Annotated in this window: 25 protein-coding genes and 1 tRNA gene; 15 read left to right on the plus strand and 11 right to left on the minus strand. The window is 60.9% G+C overall.

Going from position 1 to position 23,262, the window contains the following annotated elements; translation table 11 throughout:
• Positions 1 to 313: 313 nt before the first annotated feature.
• The 9 genes from QZ268_RS03890 to QZ268_RS03930 form a co-directional block, all read right to left on the minus strand.
• Positions 314 to 388, minus strand: a tRNA-Phe gene (locus QZ268_RS03890).
• A gap of 82 nt (positions 389 to 470) precedes the next feature.
• The gene (gene yacG, locus QZ268_RS03895) at positions 471 to 674 is read right to left on the minus strand and encodes a DNA gyrase inhibitor YacG (RefSeq protein WP_295448282.1); all 204 of its coding nucleotides are present in this window, start codon (positions 672 to 674) and stop codon (positions 471 to 473) included.
• Positions 671 to 1,693: a ribonuclease E/G gene (locus QZ268_RS03900; protein WP_295448285.1), complete on the minus strand. Its 1,023-nt coding sequence runs from the start codon at positions 1,691 to 1,693 to the stop codon at positions 671 to 673. Before QZ268_RS03900 ends, yacG begins: the two co-directional genes overlap by 4 nt.
• Complete coding sequence (locus QZ268_RS03905; RefSeq protein ID WP_295448288.1) at positions 1,690 to 2,271, minus strand: Maf family protein; 582 nt, start codon at positions 2,269 to 2,271, stop codon at positions 1,690 to 1,692. Before QZ268_RS03905 ends, QZ268_RS03900 begins: the two co-directional genes overlap by 4 nt.
• 177 nt (positions 2,272 to 2,448) lie before the next feature.
• Positions 2,449 to 2,667, minus strand: a complete 219-nt coding sequence (gene infA / locus QZ268_RS03910) for a translation initiation factor IF-1 (protein WP_005620785.1) — start codon at positions 2,665 to 2,667, stop codon at positions 2,449 to 2,451.
• Positions 2,668 to 2,751: 84 nt separating this feature from the next.
• Positions 2,752 to 3,630 carry a carbon-nitrogen hydrolase family protein gene (locus QZ268_RS03915; RefSeq protein WP_295448322.1) on the minus strand — a complete coding sequence of 293 codons (879 nt, stop codon included), beginning with the start codon at positions 3,628 to 3,630 and terminating at the stop codon, positions 2,752 to 2,754.
• A gap of 523 nt (positions 3,631 to 4,153) precedes the next feature.
• Positions 4,154 to 4,612 carry a low molecular weight phosphatase family protein gene (locus QZ268_RS03920; protein ID WP_295448325.1) on the minus strand — a complete coding sequence of 153 codons (459 nt, stop codon included), beginning with the start codon at positions 4,610 to 4,612 and terminating at the stop codon, positions 4,154 to 4,156.
• A 3-nt stretch (positions 4,613 to 4,615) separates the two neighbouring features.
• Positions 4,616 to 5,095 (minus strand): UPF0262 family protein, encoded by a 480-nt coding sequence (locus QZ268_RS03925; RefSeq protein ID WP_295448327.1) that lies wholly within the window; start codon positions 5,093 to 5,095, stop codon positions 4,616 to 4,618.
• A 224-nt stretch (positions 5,096 to 5,319) separates the two neighbouring features.
• A complete protein-coding gene (locus tag QZ268_RS03930; RefSeq protein ID WP_295448331.1) occupies positions 5,320 to 6,192 on the minus strand; it encodes a LysR substrate-binding domain-containing protein in 873 nt (290 codons plus the stop codon).
• Positions 6,193 to 6,297: 105 nt separating this feature from the next.
• Here QZ268_RS03930 and QZ268_RS03935 point away from each other — a divergent pair, with 105 nt between their 5' ends.
• Genes QZ268_RS03935 through QZ268_RS03965 form a run of 7 tightly spaced genes read left to right on the plus strand, consistent with a single transcriptional unit; the run spans position 6,298 to position 13,141 of the window.
• The gene (locus QZ268_RS03935) at positions 6,298 to 7,413 is read left to right on the plus strand and encodes a spermidine/putrescine ABC transporter substrate-binding protein (RefSeq protein WP_295448334.1); all 1,116 of its coding nucleotides are present in this window, start codon (positions 6,298 to 6,300) and stop codon (positions 7,411 to 7,413) included.
• Positions 7,414 to 7,470: 57 nt separating this feature from the next.
• On the plus strand, positions 7,471 to 8,352 hold the full coding sequence (locus QZ268_RS03940; RefSeq protein ID WP_295448337.1) for an ABC transporter permease: 882 nt from the start codon (positions 7,471 to 7,473) through the stop codon (positions 8,350 to 8,352).
• Between the two features lie 3 nt (positions 8,353 to 8,355).
• A complete protein-coding gene (locus tag QZ268_RS03945) occupies positions 8,356 to 9,174 on the plus strand; it encodes an ABC transporter permease (RefSeq protein WP_295448340.1) in 819 nt (272 codons plus the stop codon).
• A complete protein-coding gene (locus QZ268_RS03950; protein WP_295448343.1) occupies positions 9,174 to 10,292 on the plus strand; it encodes an ABC transporter ATP-binding protein in 1,119 nt (372 codons plus the stop codon). Before QZ268_RS03945 ends, QZ268_RS03950 begins: the two co-directional genes overlap by 1 nt.
• Positions 10,289 to 11,551, plus strand: coding sequence for an amidase family protein (locus QZ268_RS03955; protein WP_295448346.1), 1,263 nt, complete (start codon positions 10,289 to 10,291; stop codon positions 11,549 to 11,551). The genes QZ268_RS03950 and QZ268_RS03955 overlap by 4 nt, the downstream gene beginning before the upstream one ends.
• 1 nt (position 11,552) lies before the next feature.
• Complete coding sequence (locus tag QZ268_RS03960; protein ID WP_295448349.1) at positions 11,553 to 12,452, plus strand: polysaccharide deacetylase family protein; 900 nt, start codon at positions 11,553 to 11,555, stop codon at positions 12,450 to 12,452.
• A complete protein-coding gene (locus tag QZ268_RS03965; protein ID WP_295448352.1) occupies positions 12,449 to 13,141 on the plus strand; it encodes an urea carboxylase-associated family protein in 693 nt (230 codons plus the stop codon). The genes QZ268_RS03960 and QZ268_RS03965 overlap by 4 nt, the downstream gene beginning before the upstream one ends.
• A gap of 74 nt (positions 13,142 to 13,215) precedes the next feature.
• Here QZ268_RS03965 and QZ268_RS03970 read toward each other — a convergent pair whose 3' ends face one another.
• Positions 13,216 to 13,884, minus strand: a complete 669-nt coding sequence (locus QZ268_RS03970; protein ID WP_295448355.1) for an NAD(P)H-dependent oxidoreductase — start codon at positions 13,882 to 13,884, stop codon at positions 13,216 to 13,218.
• 134 nt (positions 13,885 to 14,018) lie between these two features.
• Here QZ268_RS03970 and QZ268_RS03975 point away from each other — a divergent pair, with 134 nt between their 5' ends.
• Positions 14,019 to 14,918 (plus strand): LysR substrate-binding domain-containing protein, encoded by a 900-nt coding sequence (locus QZ268_RS03975; RefSeq protein ID WP_295448358.1) that lies wholly within the window; start codon positions 14,019 to 14,021, stop codon positions 14,916 to 14,918.
• Between the two features lie 67 nt (positions 14,919 to 14,985).
• Here QZ268_RS03975 and QZ268_RS03980 read toward each other — a convergent pair whose 3' ends face one another.
• Positions 14,986 to 15,447: an Rrf2 family transcriptional regulator gene (locus QZ268_RS03980; RefSeq protein ID WP_295448361.1), complete on the minus strand. Its 462-nt coding sequence runs from the start codon at positions 15,445 to 15,447 to the stop codon at positions 14,986 to 14,988.
• Between the two features lie 123 nt (positions 15,448 to 15,570).
• Here QZ268_RS03980 and QZ268_RS03985 point away from each other — a divergent pair, with 123 nt between their 5' ends.
• From QZ268_RS03985 to QZ268_RS04015, 7 genes are all read left to right on the plus strand, one after another.
• Entirely contained in the window at positions 15,571 to 17,190 is a 1,620-nt protein-coding gene (locus QZ268_RS03985; protein WP_295448364.1) for an ATP-binding cassette domain-containing protein, read from the plus strand.
• Positions 17,187 to 18,833, plus strand: coding sequence for an ATP-binding cassette domain-containing protein (locus tag QZ268_RS03990; RefSeq protein WP_295448367.1), 1,647 nt, complete (start codon positions 17,187 to 17,189; stop codon positions 18,831 to 18,833). Before QZ268_RS03985 ends, QZ268_RS03990 begins: the two co-directional genes overlap by 4 nt.
• Before the next feature lie 132 nt (positions 18,834 to 18,965).
• A complete protein-coding gene (locus QZ268_RS03995; protein WP_295448370.1) occupies positions 18,966 to 20,579 on the plus strand; it encodes a cytochrome ubiquinol oxidase subunit I in 1,614 nt (537 codons plus the stop codon).
• Between the two features lie 5 nt (positions 20,580 to 20,584).
• Complete coding sequence (gene cydB / locus QZ268_RS04000; protein WP_295448373.1) at positions 20,585 to 21,748, plus strand: cytochrome d ubiquinol oxidase subunit II; 1,164 nt, start codon at positions 20,585 to 20,587, stop codon at positions 21,746 to 21,748.
• A gap of 11 nt (positions 21,749 to 21,759) precedes the next feature.
• A complete protein-coding gene (cydX, locus tag QZ268_RS04005; RefSeq protein WP_295448377.1) occupies positions 21,760 to 21,897 on the plus strand; it encodes a cytochrome bd-I oxidase subunit CydX in 138 nt (45 codons plus the stop codon).
• 105 nt (positions 21,898 to 22,002) lie between these two features.
• Complete coding sequence (locus QZ268_RS04010) at positions 22,003 to 22,959, plus strand: SLAC1 anion channel family protein (protein ID WP_295448381.1); 957 nt, start codon at positions 22,003 to 22,005, stop codon at positions 22,957 to 22,959.
• A 75-nt stretch (positions 22,960 to 23,034) separates the two neighbouring features.
• Positions 23,035 to 23,220, plus strand: coding sequence for a hypothetical protein (locus QZ268_RS04015; protein WP_295448384.1), 186 nt, complete (start codon positions 23,035 to 23,037; stop codon positions 23,218 to 23,220).
• The last annotated feature ends 42 nt before the right edge of the window (positions 23,221 to 23,262 follow it).

Consider the following 23,262-nt stretch of genomic DNA (forward strand, 5'->3'; position numbering starts at 1 on the left):
CGTCTTATGACACTCAAAAATCCCATGTCGATCACTCCATGTCTCCCTGAACAAAACCGTCAGGGCAATGTGTTCACATGGGTCAATTCTCAGTGACAATTTATGAGGCTACCGGGTCAGTTCTCAGTGACATTCAACAGGGGCCTGAAAATCATCACGCCACAGTGTCTCAAATGTGTGTATAGACACTTTTTGGTTTATCTTGCACCACTTACTTGGCACGATAACGCAGTCCCGGTGCAGTCCCGGGCAATTAACCAAAGAGGTGCAACAGCGGCCAAGCCGCCAACGCATTGCTTTTACTTGGTAAAAGTGGTGCCCGGGGGCGGAATCGAACCACCGACACGAGGATTTTCAATCCACTGCTCTACCCCTGAGCTACCCGGGCACGGGAAAGGCTTCAAACCTTGGGTGTGGGCCTTCTATGATGTCCACGCGGTGGTGTCCAGAGGGTTTTTGAAAGAAAAATGCTAATGCTGCGTTGGCGGAGTATTTGCCGTATTGAGTTCCGTATCCTCTGCTTCTTTCATTGCGTTTTCAATGTCTTCTGGATCATTGCTCGGAACGGCATAGCTGCCATTCATCCAGTTGGCCAAATCCAGATTAGCGCAGCGCTTTGAGCAAAAGGGGCGATGGGCCTGATTGGTTGCAAGTCCGCAAATCGGGCAGCTCATGACAACAGCTCCGACAGGACAACGCGAGCGCGTTTGCGTTGCAGCTCATAGTTGCCCAGATTGGTCCATCCCACCATGGTCGTTTCTTCGCTATCTGCGCGCAGAGCCGCGCGCAATGCGCTCTCGAAGGTGCTGCGGTCCTTTTTGGGCATGGGGGCAACATCAATCACGATCTGACCCGCAAGGCCACGCAGACGCAGGGCGCGGGGCAGAAGTTTGGCGCAGGCGATATTTGTTTTGGTTCCGGCCGCCAGAGAGGTGTCGCTGCCGGTATTAACATCTACGGCCACCAGGGCGCGTGTTGGTTCGATAAACAGATGGCCACCGCCGGGCAGCGATTCGCGAATGGTGAGCGTAACATCCAGCGCATCAAGAACACCGTGGTGTTCAAAATCGCCAGCTTCCCGGAATACTTCGGCTGGTTGCGACCATTCTCGCCAGGCGCGTAGGTGGGGGCCGTCTCCTTCGGTCAGGACCTCCATCTCGCCCTCTGCATCCGCAAGCACCTGGGAGGCCAGATCCGCCATGGCGGCGATGTCTTCAGCCACCTCATCCGCATCCGCCCCTGCACAGGCTGACCGCAGGATCATGCCATAGTCCGCCCCCTCCAGGGCACCATGGGCAATTTCCAACAGCCTGTCGCGTTCCTCTTCATCCCGAATGGCGCGGGAAATATTGATCCCCGGCGCCCCGGGAGTGGCAATGGCATAGCGGCTTTTGAACAGTAGCTTTTGGGTCACGGGGATGGCTTTGCCAGGCTCCGCATAGCCGGACACCTGCACCAACAGCATCTGACCAGGCGCCAACCCTTTGACCTGTCGCAAAAATGCAGGGCCGTCCGGGGTGGAGAGGAACATACCCCCCTGGCCTTTGACCGGGCGATCGGCCCTGGCCCGGTAGATGGTGCCCGGCAGCGGTGCATCGCCATCGATCAGAAAGTCATCAAGTTTTCCGTCCACCATAAGAGCAGCGGCTTCGCGGCCTTGGATATGGTCCAGAATGATTGAGCGACCCTTCATGCGGCGGCCTCCTTGTAAAGCTTGCAGCCAGCGGCTTGCAGCATATTTGCGGTCTCTGCCAAGGGCAGGCCAACGATTCCGGTAAAAGACCCGCTGATCCAGGGAATAAAGGCCCCAGCCGGGCCTTGAATACCATACCCTCCGGCCTTGCCCAGCCAGTCATTACTCGCGAGGTAGGCGTTCAATTCGGCGTCGGACAGGCGCTTCATTTTGACCTGGCTCACCACCGAACGCTGCCAAAGCTGGTCGCCGCGACGCAGGGCGACTGCAGTGATCACCTGGTGGCGGCGTCCCGCAAGGGCCAGCAGAAACTCAGCGGCCTGTCCGGCATCAGCGGGCTTTCCCAATATGCGACGTCCCAAGGCAACCGTAGTATCCGCACATAGCACAACGTCATCGGCCTCTGCCGGGACAGCGCTGACTTTTTCGCGGGTGACCCGGGTGCAATAGGCGCGAGGGAGCTCTCGTGCCAGAGGTGTTTCATCGATATCCGGCGGCCGCACAGCATCGGGTACAACACCCAGCTGCGCCAAAAGCTCTAGCCGCCGCGGACTGCCTGATCCCAGAATAAATGCCATTGCTTTGGCCCCTTTTCCATTTCACCCCGTCATAAAGCGGAATAGTCAAACAAGAAAGAGCAGCCCCTGGCTTCATCTTTCCGCAAATATTCCTGCCGGAGGCTGCGACCTGCAGGGCCGCACATACAAAAGCCCGGCACAATGGCCGGGCTTTGGTTCAATTGGCGGATCAACAGCTTACTTAAAGCGGTAGTTGATCCGGCCCTTGGTCAGGTCATAGGGGGTCATTTCCACCTGTACCCTGTCGCCAGCCAGAACACGGATGCGGTTCTTGCGCATCTTGCCCGCCGTATGTGCGATGATCTCATGGCCGTTTTCCAGCTCGACCCGAAACGTCGCATTAGGCAGGAGTTCCTTCACGACACCGGGAAATTCGAGCGTATCTTCCTTGGCCATGTTGTCTCCATATTCATATTACCCCGCCCAGCTGCGGGAACTGGGACTAAATGAGCCTATTCTCCCAATATTTCAAGGGCGCAATCACGGCTTGAGAAGGATTCTAGAGGTTTTTATCCTCTGCTCCTGTTCTGGCCAATGGCTGCGATTGCGCACCACCCCTGCGGCACGCACATCTGCAATGGTTTTCAGGTCAACCTCCGCCAGAGTCCAGCCTGGCTGCCCAAGGGTTCCTTCGGCGATGACACCGGTTGCAGGAAAGCCGGTATCAGGTGGCCCAAAGACCCCCCCCATGCCGAGATTGACCTCCACCGACGTCGACCAGGGCGCGGTGCCAACAACCGAGGCATGCGCCGTAACACATTGCCCTTCAAGTGCCCGTGACATGGCGCCAATGCGGACCCGCCAATACCCAGCCAGGGCCTCGGTGCAGGAAGGCACCAGGATGATATCCGCCTCCGTCAAAGCCCGCCCCAAAAGCGGAAACTCGCTGTCATAGCAGATCAAAACACCAATCTTGCCGAGGGCGGTATCAAACAGTTTCAATGGCCCGCCCGCGCCGATCTGCCAGGGATCACGCTCAAACATGGTCATGATCTGCTTATCCTGATGGTCCCGGGCGCCACAGGGGCTGTAAAACTCAGCCCGGTTCACCGGCAGATCAAAACCAGCCTTTACCGGGGCAGAAGCCCCTAGAATATATACATTATATTCGGCAGAGAGCTTTTGATGCAGTGCCGCCACATCGTCCATGCGGTCGGATACGGCGGTGATAGACCCTTGCAAATCCGCAGCCACACCTGGGCCATCCAGGGTGGACAGCTCCATCGCGCCGTATTCGGGGAAAACCAAAAGATCAGCGCCCTGACCTGCGGCATCTGCCACCCAGGCTGCAAGCTTGTCTTCATACTGTGCCCAGCTGTCGAGCCAATCAAGCGGGTAGGCAGCGGTTGCGATTTTCATAAGCTCAGATCCTTACTTATTTTGGCTTGCCACAACAGGCCAGACCAATAGAGAAATGGCAACTCTTCCTTTGGCCTATCTGAACCTCAAGCCCTTGCCGTCAGAGCGCGCGCCCAGAATTATAGCGTCTTATCTGGGACACCCGATTTGCGAAATCCCTGCACGCAAACCGCGTCATAGCCCTGGCAATCGGCGCATGGCCTTGCAGGCCCTATACGCGTTCCAGCGGCCTGTGTGGTGGTTTGGCCTCAGGCTGTGTGCTGAGGGGGTAAAGGCTGCAAAAGGCCAAAACTGAATGGCAGCGCGCCAGCATGGAAGGCGCGCGGATGAAAAAAAGCCATCCCCAGGGGCCTCCTCCGGTCGCGAAGCGACAAAACCGATTCGGCGCGGGCGACAACCTGGCCCGGATCAAAGCCACTGCAGGATGTGTAGCATGGTAATGAGACAGGGTTTCGCACAGCCCCACCCGGCAGGTTGATGGTTTCACCTGCAGTACCGCAATTACGGCGGGCACAGGGCCCGGTTATATGATTTCGCTTGCTTCGCCCCAGCGCGCCGTCAGCTGCTGGATAATCTGGTCACGCGTTTGCCGATAGCTGTCCAGCTTGGCTTCACGTGTCTCGCCCAGGCCGGTGGGATCCATGATTGGCCAGTATTCAACATCCAGGTGAAAGACCCGCGTCAATTCCAAGGCTCGGCGCTGGCTGGCAGGCGACAGGGCGATGACCAGATCAAAGGATGACAGATCATCGCCCCATTGCTCCATCTCGTCAAAAGAGCGCGACCGATGGCGCGACAGTTCCACATCAATCTCTTGGCAGACCGCGACGCAAAACCCGTCGATCTCAAGATCATTTTTGACGCCGACAGACTGCACATAGGTGCCAGTGCCATAGAACTTCTTCATGATCCCCTCAGCCATAGGCGAGCGGACCGCATTATGATCACAGCAGAACAATACGGACTGCGGTAACGCGCTCACCCATCACCCCCCAAAATGCAGCACACAAATAAGCGTAAAGAGGCGGCGGGCAGTATCGGTATCGACCTCTGCCTTACCTTCCAGGCGTTCTTGCAGCACCCGGCTGCCCTCGTTGTGAATGCCGCGCCGCGCCATATCAATGGTCTCGATTTGGCTGGGAGGAAGCGTTTTTACAGCGGAAAAGTAGCTCTCGCAGATCTGATAATAATCTTTCACCACCTGCCGGAAAGGGGAGAGCGACAGGTGAAATTCTGCAGCCTTTTCCCCAGTTTCGGTTTGCAGGTCAAACACGAGACGTTTTTCACGAATGGCAAGACCCAGATGGTAGGGGCCATCCACAACTGGTCGGTCCCCACGCGAAGGGAGTGTGAAAGAGTTTTCCTCGATTAGATCAAAAATCGCAACTTTTCGTTCCTGCTCGATCTCCGCTGTCGGCGGTGGCAGATTGCGGTCATCCAACTCGATTTGACTGATGCGGCTCATGGGCTTTGGTCTCTGTCGGGAAAGCGGTTCAACATTCTCTCTAATCCATGGTGCAGCCCGGAGCAAATGCACAGTTGCCCCAATAGGTGCCTGGACAACAAAATCGACCTATAATGACTACAAAAAACAGCAGCAATAAAGTCTCTGTGCCTTGGGCGAGGGTATTTTGGGCCAAATGAAGCTGGAACAAACACAGGCGCAAGATGCTGACAGAGGCTTGGTATTCACGCCTGTTGGGCGGCGTGCATGATCCAATCGGCGAATATCTTAACGCCTCTCTTGTTGCGCGACAGTGGGTTGAGCACGATGCTATAGGCAAAGCCGCTCAGCTCGGGACCGGGTATCTGCCGGTAGCGGCCTGAGCTCAGACCGTCCGCGACAAGCGCGCTGCTGGACAGAAGCGACCCCAACCCCTGATCCAGCGCATTGAAAGCGGCACTTTCATCACTGAAACGGGTGATCTGGTCCGTTGGGAATGCCTCCCCGGCTTCCTTGAACCATTCCTCCCAGGTCGGGCCGCCCATCTCCGGATTACGCCAGCGAAACCCCAGCAAGCGAGTATCTTGCAAACCGGTGTCCGGGCACTCGGCCAGGCTGACGGGGAGATAGCGGTCTGAAAGCAAAACCTCGGCTTGCTCACTCACAGCGGTGTGCGGGCCATACCGGATCGCCAGGTCCAGCCGGTCAGCTCGCAGGTCCAGCACATCGTCATCGGTCTCGACCTCGACCCTGATGTCGCCGTGCTGGTCGAAAAAGTCCCCGAGGCGCGGCACCAGCCAGCGTTCTGCAAAAGCATAGGTGGTTGTGACCCGGACCAGCGATTGTTCGACATCCTTGTCGAGCATTGCGAAGGCCTCGCCCAAGGTATCAAAGGCCGTCTGCAGTTTGGGAAACAGCTCCTGCCCGGCCGGCGTGAGGGCGATCTGGCGGGGGCGGCGTTCGACCAGCTGGAACCCGAGATAGGCTTCCAAATGCCTGATCTGGTGACTGATAGCCGTCGCGGTGACGCCGAGTTCACCCCCCGCATCAGCAAAACTGAGCCTTCGGGCGACCGCTTCGAAGGCACGAATTGCGTTTAACGGCGGGAGCTTACGCATGGCGTCCATCCCTGGTGAAAAGAAAACTCAGCATGGCCTGAAGAATGGTCATTTGTTTTTAAGCCTCCTCTTTCTGAAGCTTGTGGAATGAAAAGGGAGGACAAAATGACACGCAACATTATTACCACTCGGCGCCAATTGATCAAGGGGGGGCTCGCGGCTACCGCCGTCCTCGCCTCCCCGGCCGTTCTGCGAGCGCAGGGCCGCCGCGACCTGTCAATGCTCACCTGGGCAGGCCATGCCGACCCCGACGCGATCGGTGCATTCGAGGAAACGCACAACGTGCGGATCCGCGCCAAGGAGTACGTCGGTGGCGACCAGATGCTGGCGCAAATCGCCCAGTCTCCGGCCGGAACTTACGATGTGATCCTGTCGGACGCGGAATACGTGGTGCAATTGCAGCAGGCCGGCTTCATCGCCCCCCTGGCACCAGAAGACTATCCGTTTGACGACTTTTTTCCGGAGTTTCAGAATTTCCGTGGCCACTGGTTTGACGGTGATCCCTATGCGGTCTTTCTGCGGTTCGGGTTCCTCGGGCTGTCCCATAATCGCGCCGCGATGAGCGAGGCCGAAGCCCGCAGCTATCGCAGCATGTGGGACGCTCAGCATGAGGGGCGGATTGGCCATTTTGACTGGCATCTGCCCAACCTTGGAACGTTGAGCCTGGTGAACGGAAATGAGACGCCTTTCGACCTTGATGAGAGCCGCTGGTCAAAACTGACCGAAACGATGATGTCGCTCCGGCCTCAGGTGCGCGGTTTTTATGACTACGGCGGGATGTTGTCGGCGCTGCGCTCCGGCGAGGTCGCTGCGATCCCCGGTATCGGCGACTGGATCACCGGCGTACTGGCCCGCGATGGCGCTGATGTCACCACCACCATCCCCGAGGAAGGTGGTCTGCAATGGACCGAGTCCCTGTCAATTGGTGCCGGGTCCAAAAATCAGGATCTGGCCCGGACATTTATCCAATACATGCTGTCACCCGAAGGCCAGGTCAAAACCGCCACGCTCAAGGCCTATCCAGCGATGATCCCGACGCGGTCGGGCTGGGCCCGGCTGAATGATGAACTGCCAGGTGAGGCACAGCGTCAAAACATGGTGCTGAACGGTCCAAATGCGCTCGATGAGATCCGCGCCGGACGTATCCGCCTGCGGGAGCTTCCAGTGCAACAACCATTGGAAACCTGGAACGACGCCTGGACCCGCTACAAGAACGCCTGATGCCCGGTCCGGTCCCGGCACTGCAGCCGGGACCGCAACCCGATGGGAGATACCGACATGACTGCCCCCGCTATACCGGCCCGCACCTCGTTGCGCCGGTTCCTTTTTAACCGCGCCTGGCAGGCGCTCTGGGTCCTGCCGCTGCCCGTCTGGCTGCTGCTGTTCTTTGCCGTGCCGCTTGGCTTGCTGGTAGCGATTTCCTTCTGGTCGGTGGTGAACTACCGGCTGACACCGGACGCGACATTGTCGGCCTGGCGCTATGTTCTGGGCCTTGATTTTCTCTGGGCCAGTTTCTGGCGCAGCTACAGCCTGTCGATGGCCAGCGCTGTCGCGATTTCGCTCCTGGCCTTTCCGGCGTCCTACGCGATGGCCTTTGTTGCTGCGCCACGTCAGCGGCTGATCCTTCTGGGGCTCGCGATCGCGCCGTTTTTCACAAGCTATCTTGTCCGCATCTATTCCTGGCAGGTTTTCCTGACAGAGGGCGGTGTGATCTCTTCGGTTGTTCAGGCATTAGGTGGCAAAGGCGAAAGCCTTCTCAACACCTATTTCGCGCTGTTTCTCGGTCATGCAACCCTGGCGTTGCCGGTCGTGCTGATCCTGCAGACCATCGCCCTTGCCAATGTGGACAGAACGGGGATTTCGGCAGCCGCCAACCTTGGGGCGCGGCCCGCAGCAATCCTGTTCCGTGTGATCCTGCCCGCGGCCCGCCCCGGTCTTGCACTGGGGCTGCTGTTTGCCTTTCTGCTGTCCTACGCCGAGTTCGTCAGCGCCGCATATCTTGGTGGTGGCGCCTTCCAGACCCTGCCGATCCTGGTGACGGATCTTGTTCGGGCGGGTCAGCAATGGCCGCGCGCCGCCGTGGTGGCGCTGCTGATGATCGCAAGCCTGCTGGTCACCGCCTTCCTAACCGTCCTCTGGGCTTATCGTGAGAAAGGATAAGACATGCCTCCGCATCTGAAACACTCCTTGCCCAAAGCCTTCTGGATCGCCGGGCTGGCATTGGTTTTCCTGCTGCTCTATGCGCCGATTCTGTCGGCAGTGCTGTTTTCCTTTAGCGCTGACCGATTCCCGAGCCTTGATATGTCCGGGTTCAGCACCCAATGGTATGCCCAGGTCCTGACCGACCGCGCGATGCTGGAGGCCCTTGGCAACAGCCTGACGGTTGCTGCGATCACCGCACTGATCGCCACCGCGCTGGGATTTGCCGCCGCCTATGCAGACTATCGATTTCGGTTCTTTGGCCAGAAGGCCGTGCTGGCGCTGGCCTTGCTGCCGCCAACGGTGCCACTGGTCATCCTTGGCCTCGCCATGCTGGCCTTTTTCTCCCGCATCGGTATCGCCGGTACGCTGATGGCTGTGGTTGCCGCCCATGTGGTGATTGCCGCGCCCTTTGCGATGGCGATATGCCGGTTGCGGCTGGCCCAGCTGGACGAGACACTGGAAACAGCTGCGCAGAACCTCGGCGCCCAGCCGCATTCCGCGCTCGCCCGGATCGTGCTGCCGCACACGCTGCCGGCCATTCTCGCAGCCTTCCTCATCACCTTTGCTGTGTCGTTCGACGAATACGTAATCGCCTGGTTCACCGGCGGGTTGAACGAAACCATTCCCGTTGCGGTTCTGACCACGCTTCAGGGACAGGTCGACCCGACGATCCATGTCATCGGCACAATGAGTTTTTCCGTCACGCTCACACTGGTTCTGATCGCGCTAGCCGTGGTTCTGAGCCAGAGCGGCGGCGCCATGTCCAAGGAGGAGACATAATGACCAACGCGCATTTGAAAATGGACGGGCTTGCCAAGTCCTATGGCAGCTTCATCGCCGTCGAAGAGTTTTCGCTTGATATTGCCCAGGGGGAGTTCATTGCGATCATGGGGCCGTCTGGCTGCGGCAAGACCACCACCCTGCGCATGCTTGCCGGTCTTGAAACTGCCGACCGTGGCCAGATCACGCTTGCAGGCAACCGGATCGACCAACTGCCGGTCTGGGAGCGGGAAACCCCCATGGTCTGGCAAAGCCTGGCCTTGTTTCCCTTCATGACCGTGCGGGAAAACGTCGAGTTCGGGCTGAAGATGCGCGGCATTTCCGGGCCAGAGCGCAAGCGTCGCGTCGATGACTGGCTGGAGCGTTTGGGCATTTCCACCTACGCAGAGCGCAATGTCGCGCGTCTGTCAGGCGGTCAGCGCCAGCGCGTCGCCCTGGCCCGCAGCCTCGTGCTGAAGCCCAAAGTTCTACTTTTGGACGAACCGCTTTCGGCCCTGGACGCCCATATGGCGATCAAAATGCAGGGCGAGTTGAAGACGCTCCAGCGCGAGCTCGGCATCACCTTTGTCTATGTCACCCACAGCCATTCCGAAGCCTTTTCGCTGGCTGACCGGGTTGTCATCATGAACGGCGGCCGGGTGGAACAAATTGGCAGCCCGCAGGACATCTTTTTGCGTCCCCGCAGCAAATTTGTCGCTCAGTTTGTTGGCGGCATCAGCCTGCTGGAAGGAAAGGTCCGGGGCAAAGAGGACGGCAATCGCTTTCTGGAAACACGCGACGGCAAAGTCCGGCTGGCCAACTGCACCGGGCTCTCCCAAGGCGAGACTGTGGATCTGGCTATACGGGCTGACAGAATATCCGTGACCGTCACCCCGGGTTGGGGCGAAAACGAAATCGCCTGCACACTGATATCAGAGGAGTTTGCCGGTGCGGTTGTCAATCTGCATCTGGAAACCACATCTGGCCATAGCCTGGTGGCACAGGTTCAGCAACGCGAGCTTGATCAGCTGGACGCACGCACCGGGGCGCGGGTCTATGCCTCCTGGCATCCAGACGACGGTTTTGTTTTGGAAGAGGCGCGACAAACACGGGGAGCCCCCAAGGTGAGGGCTGCATGAGCTCAGCTCTCGACACAACCATGGACGCCCTGCGACGGGCCGGGCAGGAAGGCGAGGTTTTTCTCTCTCTGCTGCCCGACCGTGCCCAAGCCCAAGCCCGCCAGAGCGACGGCCGCAGCAACAAACTGGGCCCGCTTGATGGGGCAACAGTGTCCTGGAAAGACATGATCGCGGTAAAGGGCGTCACAGCGACCGCCGGATCCTTGCTGAGACGGCAGGCCGCGCCCGCCAAGGCAGATGCGGAGGTGGTCCAGCGTGCCAGCCAGGCTGGGCTGGTCAGCATCGGCATGACCAATCTATCGGAACTGGCGTTTTCCGGGATCGGATATAATCCGCATTTCGGGACGCCGATGTCAGAGGGGCGTGTTCCGGGCGGCTCTTCCTCGGGGGCTGCGGTGTCTGTCGCGCGGGGGATCACCCGGCTGGCTGTTGGCACTGATACGGCAGGCTCCTGCCGGGTGCCTGCGGCGTTTCAGGGCGTGGTGGGTTTTCGGCCAACGCGCGGGCGGTATCCCATGGGCGGTGTGATGCCACTGGCGCCCAGTTTTGACACGGTTGGCAGCTTTGCCCGCACGGTTACCGATATCATCGAATTGGATGCCATTTTATCCGGCGACACAACCAGCCCGGACGCGGCCAACCGCCTCGCGGTTGCCATTGACCTGCTCGACGGTGACGGGGTGGCCGCGCCGGTCTCCCAGCGCTGCAAACAGGCGGTAACGGCCCTGGAACAGGCCGGTGTGCGAGCGGAGTATAGCAGACAGTCGGTGCTGGATGAGGCGCTGACACTAATCGACGCGGGCGGCTGGCCGGGAGCCTTCGAGGCGGCGCAGACCCATCAAAACCTTATTGAGACGGCAGAATTCTGTCGTCTCGACCCGTTTGTCGCGGCGCGGTTGCGTGCCTCAGCCAAACTGGATCCAGGCAAGATCGCCGAGGTCGTGCATGGAGCCAAAGCGCTGCGCGAAACCATCCGCAGGGCCGATACCATTTACCTTCTGCCCACCGCCGCAATCGAGGCGCCCTTGCTCGCGCCGCTGCTGGCAAACCCCAAAACCTTTGCCGCAACTAATGCTGCGGCTCTGCGCCTGACCATGCCCGCCAGCCTGCTGGATCTGCCCGCTATTTCCCTGCCCGTCGGACAAACCGACACGGGTTGCTGGGTGGGCCTGCAGCTGGTCGGCCCACCGGACAGCGACCGCACCCTGCTCGCCACGGCAGCAATGGTCGAAACGCTGCTGATGAAAAAGGAAACCTGACATGATCCGAAACCCGATAAAATGGCCAAACGGCGCCCGCTGTGCCTGTGCGATCACCTTTGACGTTGATGCCGACAGCCTGATCCACATCGCCCGTCCCGACGACGGGCACCGCCGCCTCTACCCAATCAGCATGGGCCGCTATGGGCCGAATTCCGGTGTGCCGCGCATTCTTGATACCTACCGACGGCTAGGGCTCAAACAGTCCTTTTTCATGCCCGGCTGGGTGATGGAACAATACCCCGAAACCGTCGAGGCGATCCTCGCGGGCGGGCATGAGATCGGCCACCATGGGCATCTGCACGAAGACCCTGCCGAACAAAGCGCCGAGGAACAAACCTATTGGTTCGAGCGCGCACTTGAAGTTCACCGCCGCCTGACCGGCAGCACCCCGCGCGGCTATCGCGCTCCGGTCTATAATGTCACCCCCGAGGTGCTGTCGCTCACAGTGCAGCACGGGTTCACCTATGACAGCTCGATGATGGCGGACGATCTGCCCTATCGCATCGACACTACATCCGGGTCTCTCTACGAGCTGCCGGTGCATTGGGGCAGTGATGACTGGCCGCCTTTCGCGCATTTTGATGAGATCGGCTACAAGATGCCGGTGATGTCGCCGCGCCGCGGGCTGGAAGCCTCCTTTGAGGAGTTCGAGGCACAATACGAGGCCGGTGGGCTCTGGATCGGTATCTGGCATCCGTTCCTGACCGGGCGGCTGGCCCGCTGGCGGGTGGTAGAGCACTGGCTCGAAGAGGTTCTGTCACGCGGTGACGTCTGGTTCGCACCGCTGGAAGAGATCGCCGCCTACGCCGCAAGCCAGGAAGCCGAAGGCACCTGGCAGCCGCACCGTGAACCCGCAGCCCCCTATACTCATCCCGTCCTGATGGAGAAAAAACGATGAACACCCCCTTTGAGCCTGCACGGCCCGACGGTGAAAACCCGAGCGCGCATCACACACTTGCAGAGAATGGCCGCCTGAGCCCCGAAACCACATATACCATTCCTGCCCGCCAGGGCCGGGCGATGCGGCTGAAACAGGGCGAGCTGCTGTCGGTTATGAACCGCGACGGCAACCAGATCGGCGATTTCTGGGCCTTTGCCGAGGGCGACTGCAACGAATACCTGTCGATGGAGCACCTGCGGCCGACGCTGCGGCGGGTCTCGCCACGCCCTGGTGATGCGCTGGTGACCAACCGGCGGCACCCGATCCTGACGATGGTTGAGGACACTTCACCCGGTGTTCACGACACGCTGGTCGCCTCCTGCGATATTCACCGCTATGCCCAATTGGGCCATGAGGGCTATCACGACAATTGCACCGACAACCTGCGCATGGCGCTGGCGGCCATCGGCCTGCGTCCCACATCGGTGCCTTGCCCGCTGAACCTCTGGATGAATACCCCAGTGGTCGAAGACGGCGCGATGGAGTGGCGCCCCCCTGTCTCGAGCAAAGGCGACCACGTGCTGCTGCGCGCTGAAATGGACGCTGTGGTGGTGATTTCCTGCTGTCCGATGGATCTTCTGCCGATCAATGGCGAAGAGGCGGAGCCAAGCGCGCTGGAAGTCAAGCTGCACCGCCCCTCCGCGTGAGCCTGGCCACACAACAAATTGGGGGCGCGGAGCAAAACCCGCGCCCCCGGATGTTACCGTCTCAGACGGGTATCTCAGGCGGCCTGCGCCGCCGCACCCGCCAATTTTGCGGCCAGCGCACGGGTACGGGTCTCTGCCGTGTCAACCGACGCCTCGTGACGCGCGTCCTTGAACTCCTGATATTCGATCGCGATGGTCTCGATATCTGCCTGCGCGACGCCAAAGTAATGGGCGCAAGCCGCCAGCGCCGGGTCAAGCGCGTTGAGATGTGCCCGCACACCGCCCGGAGCAAAACCGAACTCGCCGCGCGAGGACAGCACAACCAGCCGTTTGCCCGACAGGATCGGCTCGATCGGAGTGTCGCCACGGGCCAGATCAAAAGAAAAGGTCCGACCAATTCGCGCGATGTGGTCGATCCAGCCTTTCAGGGCGGTCGGCATGCCATAGTTATACATCGGCGCCCCGAGAACGACGATATCCGCCGCGATCACCTCATCGACCAGCGCGTCGGACAGTGCCAGACGCTCGGCCATCCACGGCTCGTGCTCCTCAGGCGGGGTGAACGCCGCGTGAATGAATTTATGATCGATCGCGGGGATCGGGTTCAAACCGACATCCCGGGTGATCACTTTCGTATCTGGCGCCTGTTCCAGAAAGTTCCGGGTGAACAGCCCGGTCAGGTGACGCGTGAGAGAGCGTTCTTCAAGCTGGGCGCTTGCATCAATTCGCAACAGAGTGGGCATGGGAAATCTCCTGTGTCTATGCACTACTCCCCCTGCCTACCAAGCGGCCAAGCCTCTGGCGAAAGCGAATTTCTCATGGCCTGGGTGAATGAAATTCATCCAGGGTTCCCCCCCGAACAAAAAGGATAAAACCCATGCGGCGCCTGCCCCCGCTCCACGCGCTTCGCGCCTTTGAAGCCGCCGCCCGGCATCTGCATTTTGCCCGCGCCGCAGCCGAATTACACCTGACGCCCACGGCGATCAGCCATCAGATCCGCCAGCTCGAAGAGATCCTGGAGGTGAAACTCTTTCACCGCTACCCGCGTCCGATCCGCCTGTCGACAGAAGGAGAGGCCTTGTACCCGGTCCTGCGGGAGAGTTTTGACCGCATGGCCGATGCCATCTCGGGGATTTCAGAGTTGCAGACGGACCGCCCCCTGACGGTTTCCGTCACCGTGGCCTTCGCCAGCCTCTGGCTTATGCGGCGGCTGCCCGCATTGCGCAGCGAAGCCGGGCTAAATCTGAAGGTCGAGGCCGACAACCAACCGGTGGATCTGTCCGGCAGCGCTGTCGACTTTGCGGTGCGCTATGCCGTCCAGCCGGAGCCGGAAGGTGAATGGTTGCCACTGTTCCAAGACCGTCTGATCCCGCTCTGCGCGCCGGACCTGCTGGGTCGGAACCCGGTCCGCGACGACGCCGCTATTCTGCGCCTGCCGCTGATCGAATACCGCTGGAGCGGCGGCGCGGAGGCCTCGCCGAGCTGGCAGCGCTGGTCGCGCACCGCCGGGCTTGGGAAGGCGGTGCCAAAGGTCACACAACATTTTTCCGAGGAAATAAACGCCATGGACTCAGCGCTTGCAGGTCAGGGCGTGGTGCTCGCCTCCAGCGTGTTGGCCGGTGCCGCTATTGCCGCCGGGCAGTTGGTCCGCCTGTCAGAGACCGAATTGCCCGGCAGAACGTTCTGGGCGGTGAGCCGCAGCGACCATCCGCGTCTTGCCGAAATGGAGCGCTTTGCGTCATGGGCGCGTGCCTGTCACACCAAGCTTCACCATTGAACACCGCGCCGATCAGTGCGTTGTTGGGCCGTCGGAGGTCAGACCTCGGTGCAGCACGGCGACGGGCTCATGGTGCGCAAGAAGCAGGCAACTCGGGCCTCAGCGTCAACAGGGCGCTCAGACCGCAATTGCCCTGCACCAGGTCCCGCAGGGTCACCAGGTCAAGTTCGTGATAAAAGGCGTCCAGCGCGCGTTCGATATAGCGTTGCAGACGACAGCTGCCGCGCAGCGGGCAGGTATTGGTGGTCTCGTCAAAACATTCCGCAAATGGAATGTCAGCCTCGAACAGGCGAAAGATGTCCCCCATTGAGACGTCCTCGGCCCGGCGCGAGAGTGAAAAACCACCAGAGCGGCCCCGCAGCGTGGACACATAGCCTTCGGCCTGAAGGCGCTGAACCACATGGGCTGCGTGATTGGTGGAGCAATTGCACAGCGCCGCGACCTCCGCGGTCTTGAGCAGGAGCTCAGGGTTTTCGGCGCAGACCATCAGGATCCGCGCGGCAAGGTTCGTCCTGATGGTTAGTCGCATGGTGATCCCCTGGATGTTTGCTTATCTTACAGCAAAAATGTGAAATAGACCTTGCGCCAGATCAAGTCGCCCGGATGGCAATGCCCATAATATGCATCCAAGATACCAAATAAATGGCGCGCCATGACGATTCTCACCCCCCGCCCCCTGGACAGGGAAACCCTTGGCGGCCTGCTGTCGGTGGCCTCCAGCCTCGTTTGGTTGGCTGTTGCCGCCGTTATCGCCGGGGTCTTCGGCAGGCTCATGGCGGGGGAGCCCGTCTCCCCCCTGCGTACCGGCGTCGCGATCCTGCTGCTGTGGGGGCTGCGCGCCCTGATCGACATGGCAGCACAGGCGCTGCTGGGCCTGGCGGCGGAGGCAAAGATTGGCGCGCTCAGGGAGGAGATCGTGGCGGCGGAGGCGAGAGCGGCCACACCATCTGGGCTTGGCGGAGCAGGTGCCCTGGCAGCGCTGACCGCCGAGAAGCCGGAAGCCATGCGCCTTGCCCTGCTGCGGTATCGTCCTGCCAGGATGCGGGTGATGGTGCTGCCGCCGGTGATCCTGTGCATCGCGCTTTGGCACAGTTGGGCGGTGGCGCTGGTGCTGCTGCTGGCCGGGCCGTTGATTCCGCTTTTCATGGCATTGGTGGGCTGGGCAGCCAAGGAGGCCAGCGCACGCCAAATGAAGGACGTCGGGCAAATGAACGACGTGCTGGTCGATCGGCTTGCGGCTCTGTCCGATTTGAGGCTGATCGGCGCCGGACCTGCAACGGTTGAAAACTTCACCCGTGCGAGCGAAGACCTGCGCGAGCGGACCATGGCGGTGCTGCGCATTGCCTTCCTATCGTCGACGGTACTGGAGCTGTTCTCGGCTCTCGGCGTGGCCATGGTTGCGATCTGGGTGGGGTTCTCGCTGCTGGGCGAGCTGAGTTGGGGCGGCTGGGGCACGCCGCTGACCCCGACGGCAGGTCTGTACCTGCTGCTGCTCGCGCCAGAGTTTTTCCAACCTCTGCGCGACCTGGCCGCCGCTTGGCATGACCGGTCCGGGGCCGATGCGGTGATGGATGAAATCACCGCCTGGCGAGATGAGCCGCGATCGCAGCGGCTGGGGCACGGAGGGCTGGCAGCTCCCCTGGCCAAGATGCCGCGGCTCGCGACCTGTGATCTGCAACATCACGGCATTGCCTATCCGGATTTCCGGCTGGAACCAGGTGACAGCCTCGCCGTCATAGGGGCCAGCGGTGCGGGCAAGACCACGCTATTGCGCCTGATCGCGGGGCTGGAACGGCCTGACAGCGGCGTCATCCTGATTGATGGCCTGCCGTTGTCGGACGACAATGCTGATGCCTGGCGGGCCTCTATCGGGTGGATGCCGCAAGCGCCCCATTTCCTGAACGGATCCCTGCGCTCCAACATCGGTTTTGGCGATGCGATCTCGGACGACACCCTGCGCGCCGCTGGATTGGACAGTGTGATCAATGCCTTGCCACGTGGAGACCTAACCCGTCTGGGCGCGCGGGGGGCGGGCCTGTCCGGTGGTGAGGGCCGGCGCGTGACGCTGGCCCGTGCTTTGCATGGGGGGCCGGGGCTGGTCATCGCGGACGAACCCACAGCGGATCTTGATATGGAAACGGCGCGTTTGGTGGGCGACAGCCTGGTGCGCTTTGCCCAGGCCGGCGGGACGCTGCTGGTCGCCACCCATGACATGTCTTTAGCCGAGCGGATGGCGCAGCGCCTTACCCTCTCGGGGAGGGCGGCACCATGAGCGATCTGATCGCCATCGTCCTTGGCATCCTGCGCGCCGAACGCGTCGCCCTGGCCCGTGGTTTTGCTCTTGCCGTTACCGTGTTAGTCATGGGCGTTGCCCTATTGGCCCTGTCGGGCTGGTTCATCATGGCCACCGCCGCAGCCGGGATCGCGGGACTTGGCATCGTTTTCAACGTCTTCGCCCCCTCGGCCATGGTGAGGTTTCTCGCACTGGGGCGCACGGCGGCCCGGTATGGCGAGCGGGTCTTGACCCATGACGCCACTTTGCGGGCGATTGCGCAGCTACGGGTCGCACTGCTGCGCGGGCTGCTGACCCGCCCCCACAGGGCCTTGGAACAGTTGCGCGCCACTTCAGAACTCAACCGGATCGCCGCCGATACCGAAGCCTTGGATGGCGCGCTATTGCGGCTGGTCATCCCGGCGATAGCGGGGGCTATAACCATCCTTGCCGTGTCGCTGCTGCTGGCGTGGCTGGTTCATCCCAGCGTGGCGGGTATCCTTGCCGGGGGGTATCTTTTGTTGCCGACAACCGTGTTCATCATCGGGCAGCGTGTCGCAAGACGGCCCGCACGTTTGGCCGAAGCAGGGCTTCAGGCCGGGCGCAGTCGCATGATTGACCTTGTGGCCGGGCGCGATGATTTGGCCGTCTATGGGCAATTGCCACATGTGGCGGTCCAGACCTGTGGCGCCTTTGACAGAGCAGCACAGGCGCGCCGCCAATTGGACCAGATCGAGCGGCTGATGGGGCTTCTGCTGGACATGGTGGGGGGGCTTGTGACGGCTGGCTGTCTCATATCCGGGATTGTTTTGGTGCAGGGCGGCACGATTGATGTGGCCACCGCTGCCATCGGCGTTTTTGCAGCCCTTGCACTGGGCGAAGCCGTCGCTCCGGTACGGCGTGCCCTGTCCGAGATCGGACGGATGACCCATGCCGCCCGCCGGGTGCGCTCGGCGATAGAGGCCGCAGAGCCCACATCCGAGGCAGCGAGACCGGTTGCAACTGGGACCGGGCTTCTGATGCAAGATGTGACATTTGATGTGGCGAATAACAGCCTTTTTGCGCCGGTTTCACTGTTGGTCGCACCAGGTGAGACTGTTGTGCTCGAAGGCATCAGCGGCAGTGGTAAAAGCACGGTTTTGTTGCTGGCCATCGGCGCGCTAAAGCCCGCGCAGGGCCGTGTTCGATTTGCCGGGCGTGATCCGGCACTTTTACCACCCCATGCCATGATGGAGGCTGCTGTTTTGGTGACGCAGCGGTCTGCCCTTGTTGCTGACACCGTAGCGGCGAATCTGCGGCTGGCCGCGCCCGAAGCAAGTGATGCAGACCTGTGGTCTGCGCTGGAGGCCGTTTGCCTTGCGGATACCCTGCGCCCGCGTGGTGGGTTGAGCTTGCCCATCGGCCCCCGTGCTGCGGGGCTGTCGGGGGGCGAAGCTCGCCGACTGGTTTTGGCCCGCGCGATCCTGCGCCGCCCTGCGCTCATGCTGTTGGACGAACCCACCGAGGGGCTGGACTATGACACGGCCTGCGCGGTGATGCGTGGCCTGCGGCAGGCTTGCCCCCAGGCAGCTATTTTGATCGCGGCCCATCGCCAGGCTGAACGGGATCAGGCGGATCGGATCGTGCCGATCACCAAAGAGTAACGCCATGACGCAAATAAAATCCGTATCTACGATATGAATTTGATCCAGATCATAATCATATATGAAAATGGGAATATTAAGGTCTAAAATTCGCAAATCAGATGTGAATTATCAACCGAAGGAACCACGCTAATGGAGATCGGACTGGTCGAGATGTCACGCCTGCAATTTGCGATGACGGCCATGTATCACTTTCTCTTCGTGCCGCTGACGCTGGGTCTGTCGATTCTCGTCGCGATCATGGAGACCGTCTACGTCATGACAAATCGCCCCATCTGGCGCCAGATGACCAAGTTTTGGGGCACGTTGTTTGGCATCAACTTTGTCCTTGGGGTGGCAACCGGCATCACCATGGAATTCCAGTTTGGCATGAACTGGTCGTATTATTCGCACTATGTTGGCGACATCTTTGGCGCGCCGCTGGCGATCGAAGGGCTTATGGCCTTCTTCTTGGAGGCAACATTCGTCGGGCTGTTCTTCTTTGGCTGGGACAAGCTGTCCAAGGTGCAACACATGGTTGTCGCTTGGCTGGTGGCCATTGGGTCCAACTTTTCCGCCCTGTGGATCTTGATCGCCAACGGCTGGATGCAAAACCCCGTGGGTGCGGAATTCAACCCAGACACCATGCGGATGGAGATGACCTCGTTTTTCGACGTAGTGTTCAATCAGGTGGCGCAGGCGAAGTTCGTTCATACAGTTTCGGCCGGCTATGTTACGGCTGCGGTTTTTGTGTTGGGCGTTTCAGCCCTGTACCTGATCCAGGACCGGCACAAAGACCTGGCGCAGCGCTCCATCGCCGTGGCCTCGTCTTTCGGCCTGGCGGCGGCGCTGTCCGTCGTCGTGCTGGGCGATGAGTCTGGCTATTCCGCCAGCCATACGCAAAAGATGAAGCTCGCCGCTATCGAGGCGATGTGGGAAACCGAGCCGGCACCGGCCTCTTTCACGCTCATCGGCCTACCTGACCAAGAGGCGCGCGAGACCCATTACGCGGTCCATGTACCTTGGGCCATGGGCCTGATCGGGACCCGAAGCCTGACGCAAGAGATCCCCGGCATCAATGATCTGGTGGCCGAAGCCGAAGACAAGATCCGTCGCGGTATCATTGCCTATGACGCGCTGATGACGATCCGCGAAAACCGGGGCAACGTTCCGTCCGAGGCGCGCTTTGTCTTCGAACAGAACTCTGATGATCTGGGCTTTGCCTTCCTGCTGAAGCGTTACGTCGAAGATCCGCGTGACGCGACCGAAGCGCAAATCGCACAAGCCGCCGAAGACACCGTGCCCGGCGTCTTTCCCCTGTTCTGGGCCTTCCGCCTGATGGTCGGTCTTGGGTTCAGCTTCATCGCGGTGATGGCCTATTTTTTCTACCGCGCCTCGTTCAAGAACATGCAGTTCCCACGCTGGTCGCTTTATGCCGCTGTGGCGATCATTCCGACGCCTTGGATCGCAGCCGAGCTGGGCTGGTTTGTTGCCGAGTTTGGCCGCCAGCCCTGGACCGTGGACGGGGTGCTGCCAACTGCAATGTCGGCCTCGCACCTGTCCATCGCCGACCTGCTGATCACACTGGCGGGCTTTGTCCTCTTCTACACGGTGCTTTTTGTGATCGAGATCAGACTGATGGTGAAATACATCCGCAAAGGCCCGTTCCAGGACGTCGAAGAAACCAATCAATGGCAGGCCCGCCACGAAGCGCGGCTGCGCGGGTTCCCGAATGAGCCCCCTGCGTCTACCACCCCTGCGGAGTAACGGACATGATCCTTTATGAACTGATCGACTACGACACACTGCGTGTCATCTGGTGGGCGCTGTTGGGCGTGCTGCTGATCGGGTTTGCCCTGACGGACGGGTTCGACATGGGCGTGGGCGCTCTGCTGCCCTTTGTCGCCAAGACCGATGTGGAGCGCCGGGTTGTTATCAACACCGTCGGCCCGGTCTGGGAGGGCAACCAAGTCTGGTTCATCCTCGGCGGTGGCGCAATTTTTGCAGCTTGGCCACCACTCTATGCGGTGTCTTTCAGCGGCTTCTACCTGGCGATGTTTGTGGTCTTGGCGGCCTTTATCGTGCGCCCGGTGGCGTTCAAGTACCGCTCCAAGCGCGAAGGCGCCGCTTGGCGCGCGCGCTGGGACTGGGCCCTGTTCGCCGGGGGAGCGGTGCCCGCACTGTTGTTTGGCGTGGCGGTTGGCAATGTCCTGCTGGGTGTTCCGTTCTATCTGACCGAAGACCTGATGCCGATGTATGACGGCAGCTTCTACGGTAAGTTCCTTGGCCTGCTGCGCCCCTTCGCAATCCTGGTGGGCATCGTATCTTTCTCCATGCTGCTGATGCACGGCGCGGCCTGGCTGACGCTGAAGACCGAAGGCGTGATCGCCGAGCGCGCCCGCCGCATCGGCAGCACTGCCGGGATGATCGCCGCCGGGGGCTATGCGCTGGCAGGTCTGTGGCTGGCGGTCGGCATTGACGGTTTTGCGCTGGCAAACGAAGTGGCGCCGAGTGGCCCGTCCAATCCGCTCTATTCCGAGGTCATTCGGGAAGGATCGTGGCTCGCCGCCTATGTGGCACGTCCCTGGATCATTGTTGCCCCGATGATGGGCTTCCTCGGGATTGCGCTGGCGGTCAGGGGGCTGCGGGCCGGGCACGAGGTCTCGACCCTGCTGTGGTCGAAGATGGCGATTATCGGCATCATCGCCTCGGTTGGGCTGACGATGTTCCCCTTCATCCTGCCGTCGACGGTTGATCCGAACAGCTCGCTCACCGTCTGGGACGCCTCAAGCTCGCACCAGACCCTCTTCATCATGTTGGTCTGCGCGGTGATCTTTATGCCGCTGATCCTTGCTTACACCGCCTGGGTCTACAAAGTACTGTGGGGCAAGGTCACCGAAGCCGATGTCACCAATAACACCGACACTGTTTACTAAGGAGAACCGCGATGTGGTATTTTGCCTGGCTTCTTGGCCTGCCGCTTGCCGCCCTGTTTGCCGTTCTGAACGCCATGTGGCTGGAACTGCGTACCGATGCCTGCTTTGCCGAAGAAGGTGACTGCCCAATGGGAGAGCACAAGCATTGACAATATGGCCGGGGCTGTACGTCCTTTCCACCCCGGCTCTCTCGGACCCGGCCCCATGTGTCGGGTCCGCTCCTTTTATTTTCCCCTCATTTCGCGGATCATCCCATGTCTGAAACTACTGGTTCCGAACCCCGGCTGGTACATTTTCCCGTGCCGTTCTTTGCCTCCGTCATGGGGCTGTCCGGCCTGACCACGGCGCTGCATGCCGCCAATTGGGAGGCCGCGAGCCTCACCGCTTTGGCCCTGACCATCGCGGTTTTCTTGGCGCTTGTCGCGACCTATGCCCTGAAAGCCCTACGCCATCCACAAGCGGTCGCGGCAGAATGGCAGCATCCGGTGAAACTGGCCTTCTTTCCCGCCTTCTCCATTTCCCTCTTGCTGATTGCCACGGCCCTGGCACCTACCCTGCCGGAGGTGGCCAGCACCGTGTGGCTGGTGGGGGCCTGCGGCCAGGGCGGCCTGACGCTGGCCGTGCTGTCAAACTGGATTGGCCACCGGGCATTTCAGACCATCCACATCTCGCCCGCGTGGTTCATTCCGGCTGTGGGCAACGTGGTGGCGCCGATCGCGGGGGTCGGCCTTGGTTTCCCCGAGACCCCTTGGGTATTCTTTTCTGCCGGGATGATCTTTTGGATCGTGCTGCTGGTGCTGGTGATGAACCGGCTGATTTTTCATGATCCGTTGCCGGGGCGCATGGTGCCAACACTGGCCATCCTGATCGCGCCGCCCGCCGTGGGCTTCCTGGCCTGGCTGCAGTTGAATGGCGGCGTGCTGGATGGGTTTGCCCGCTTCCTGTATGGCGCGACACTGGTTTTCCTCGCTCTTGCGCTGACGCAAGTGGGCAAGCTGCGCCGCTTGCCGTTCGGCCTGTCCCACTGGGCGCTGAGCTTTCCCGTCGCAGCGCTGACCCTTGCCACACTGCGCTTTGCTGCGCTGACGGGTAGCACCGCGCATTTCTGGGCCGGGCAGACCGCATTGATCGCCCTCTGCCTTATCATTGCGACACTGGTCGTTGCCACCCTGCGCGCCATGATGCGTGGCGAGATCTGCCGCCCGGAGTGACCAGTGCCGCCAATGCCGCAAAGCAGGGCGTCGCACAGCACATCATGCTCTGCGGCCCCGCAGCCGCCACGCGACATGAGCCCGCAAGGCTTGATGCGCAAAATCATGGCCGACCCGAACAACCTCGTTGAGGTCTGCGCGATTTACCTGCCGGGCAAAGGCGCGGACCAATCGGTGCTGATCGAGGGCGTGGGCCCCGCCAATCCGCAGTCCATGGCCGCTGCCATGGTCGCCGCCAATGCGCGGATCACATCCTACTGATAGACACCCGAATCCCCCGCGCGGCCTTCACCGCGTGGGGGA

Source organism: uncultured Pseudophaeobacter sp., assembly GCA_905479575.1.
GTDB lineage: Bacteria > Pseudomonadota > Alphaproteobacteria > Rhodobacterales > Rhodobacteraceae > Pseudophaeobacter.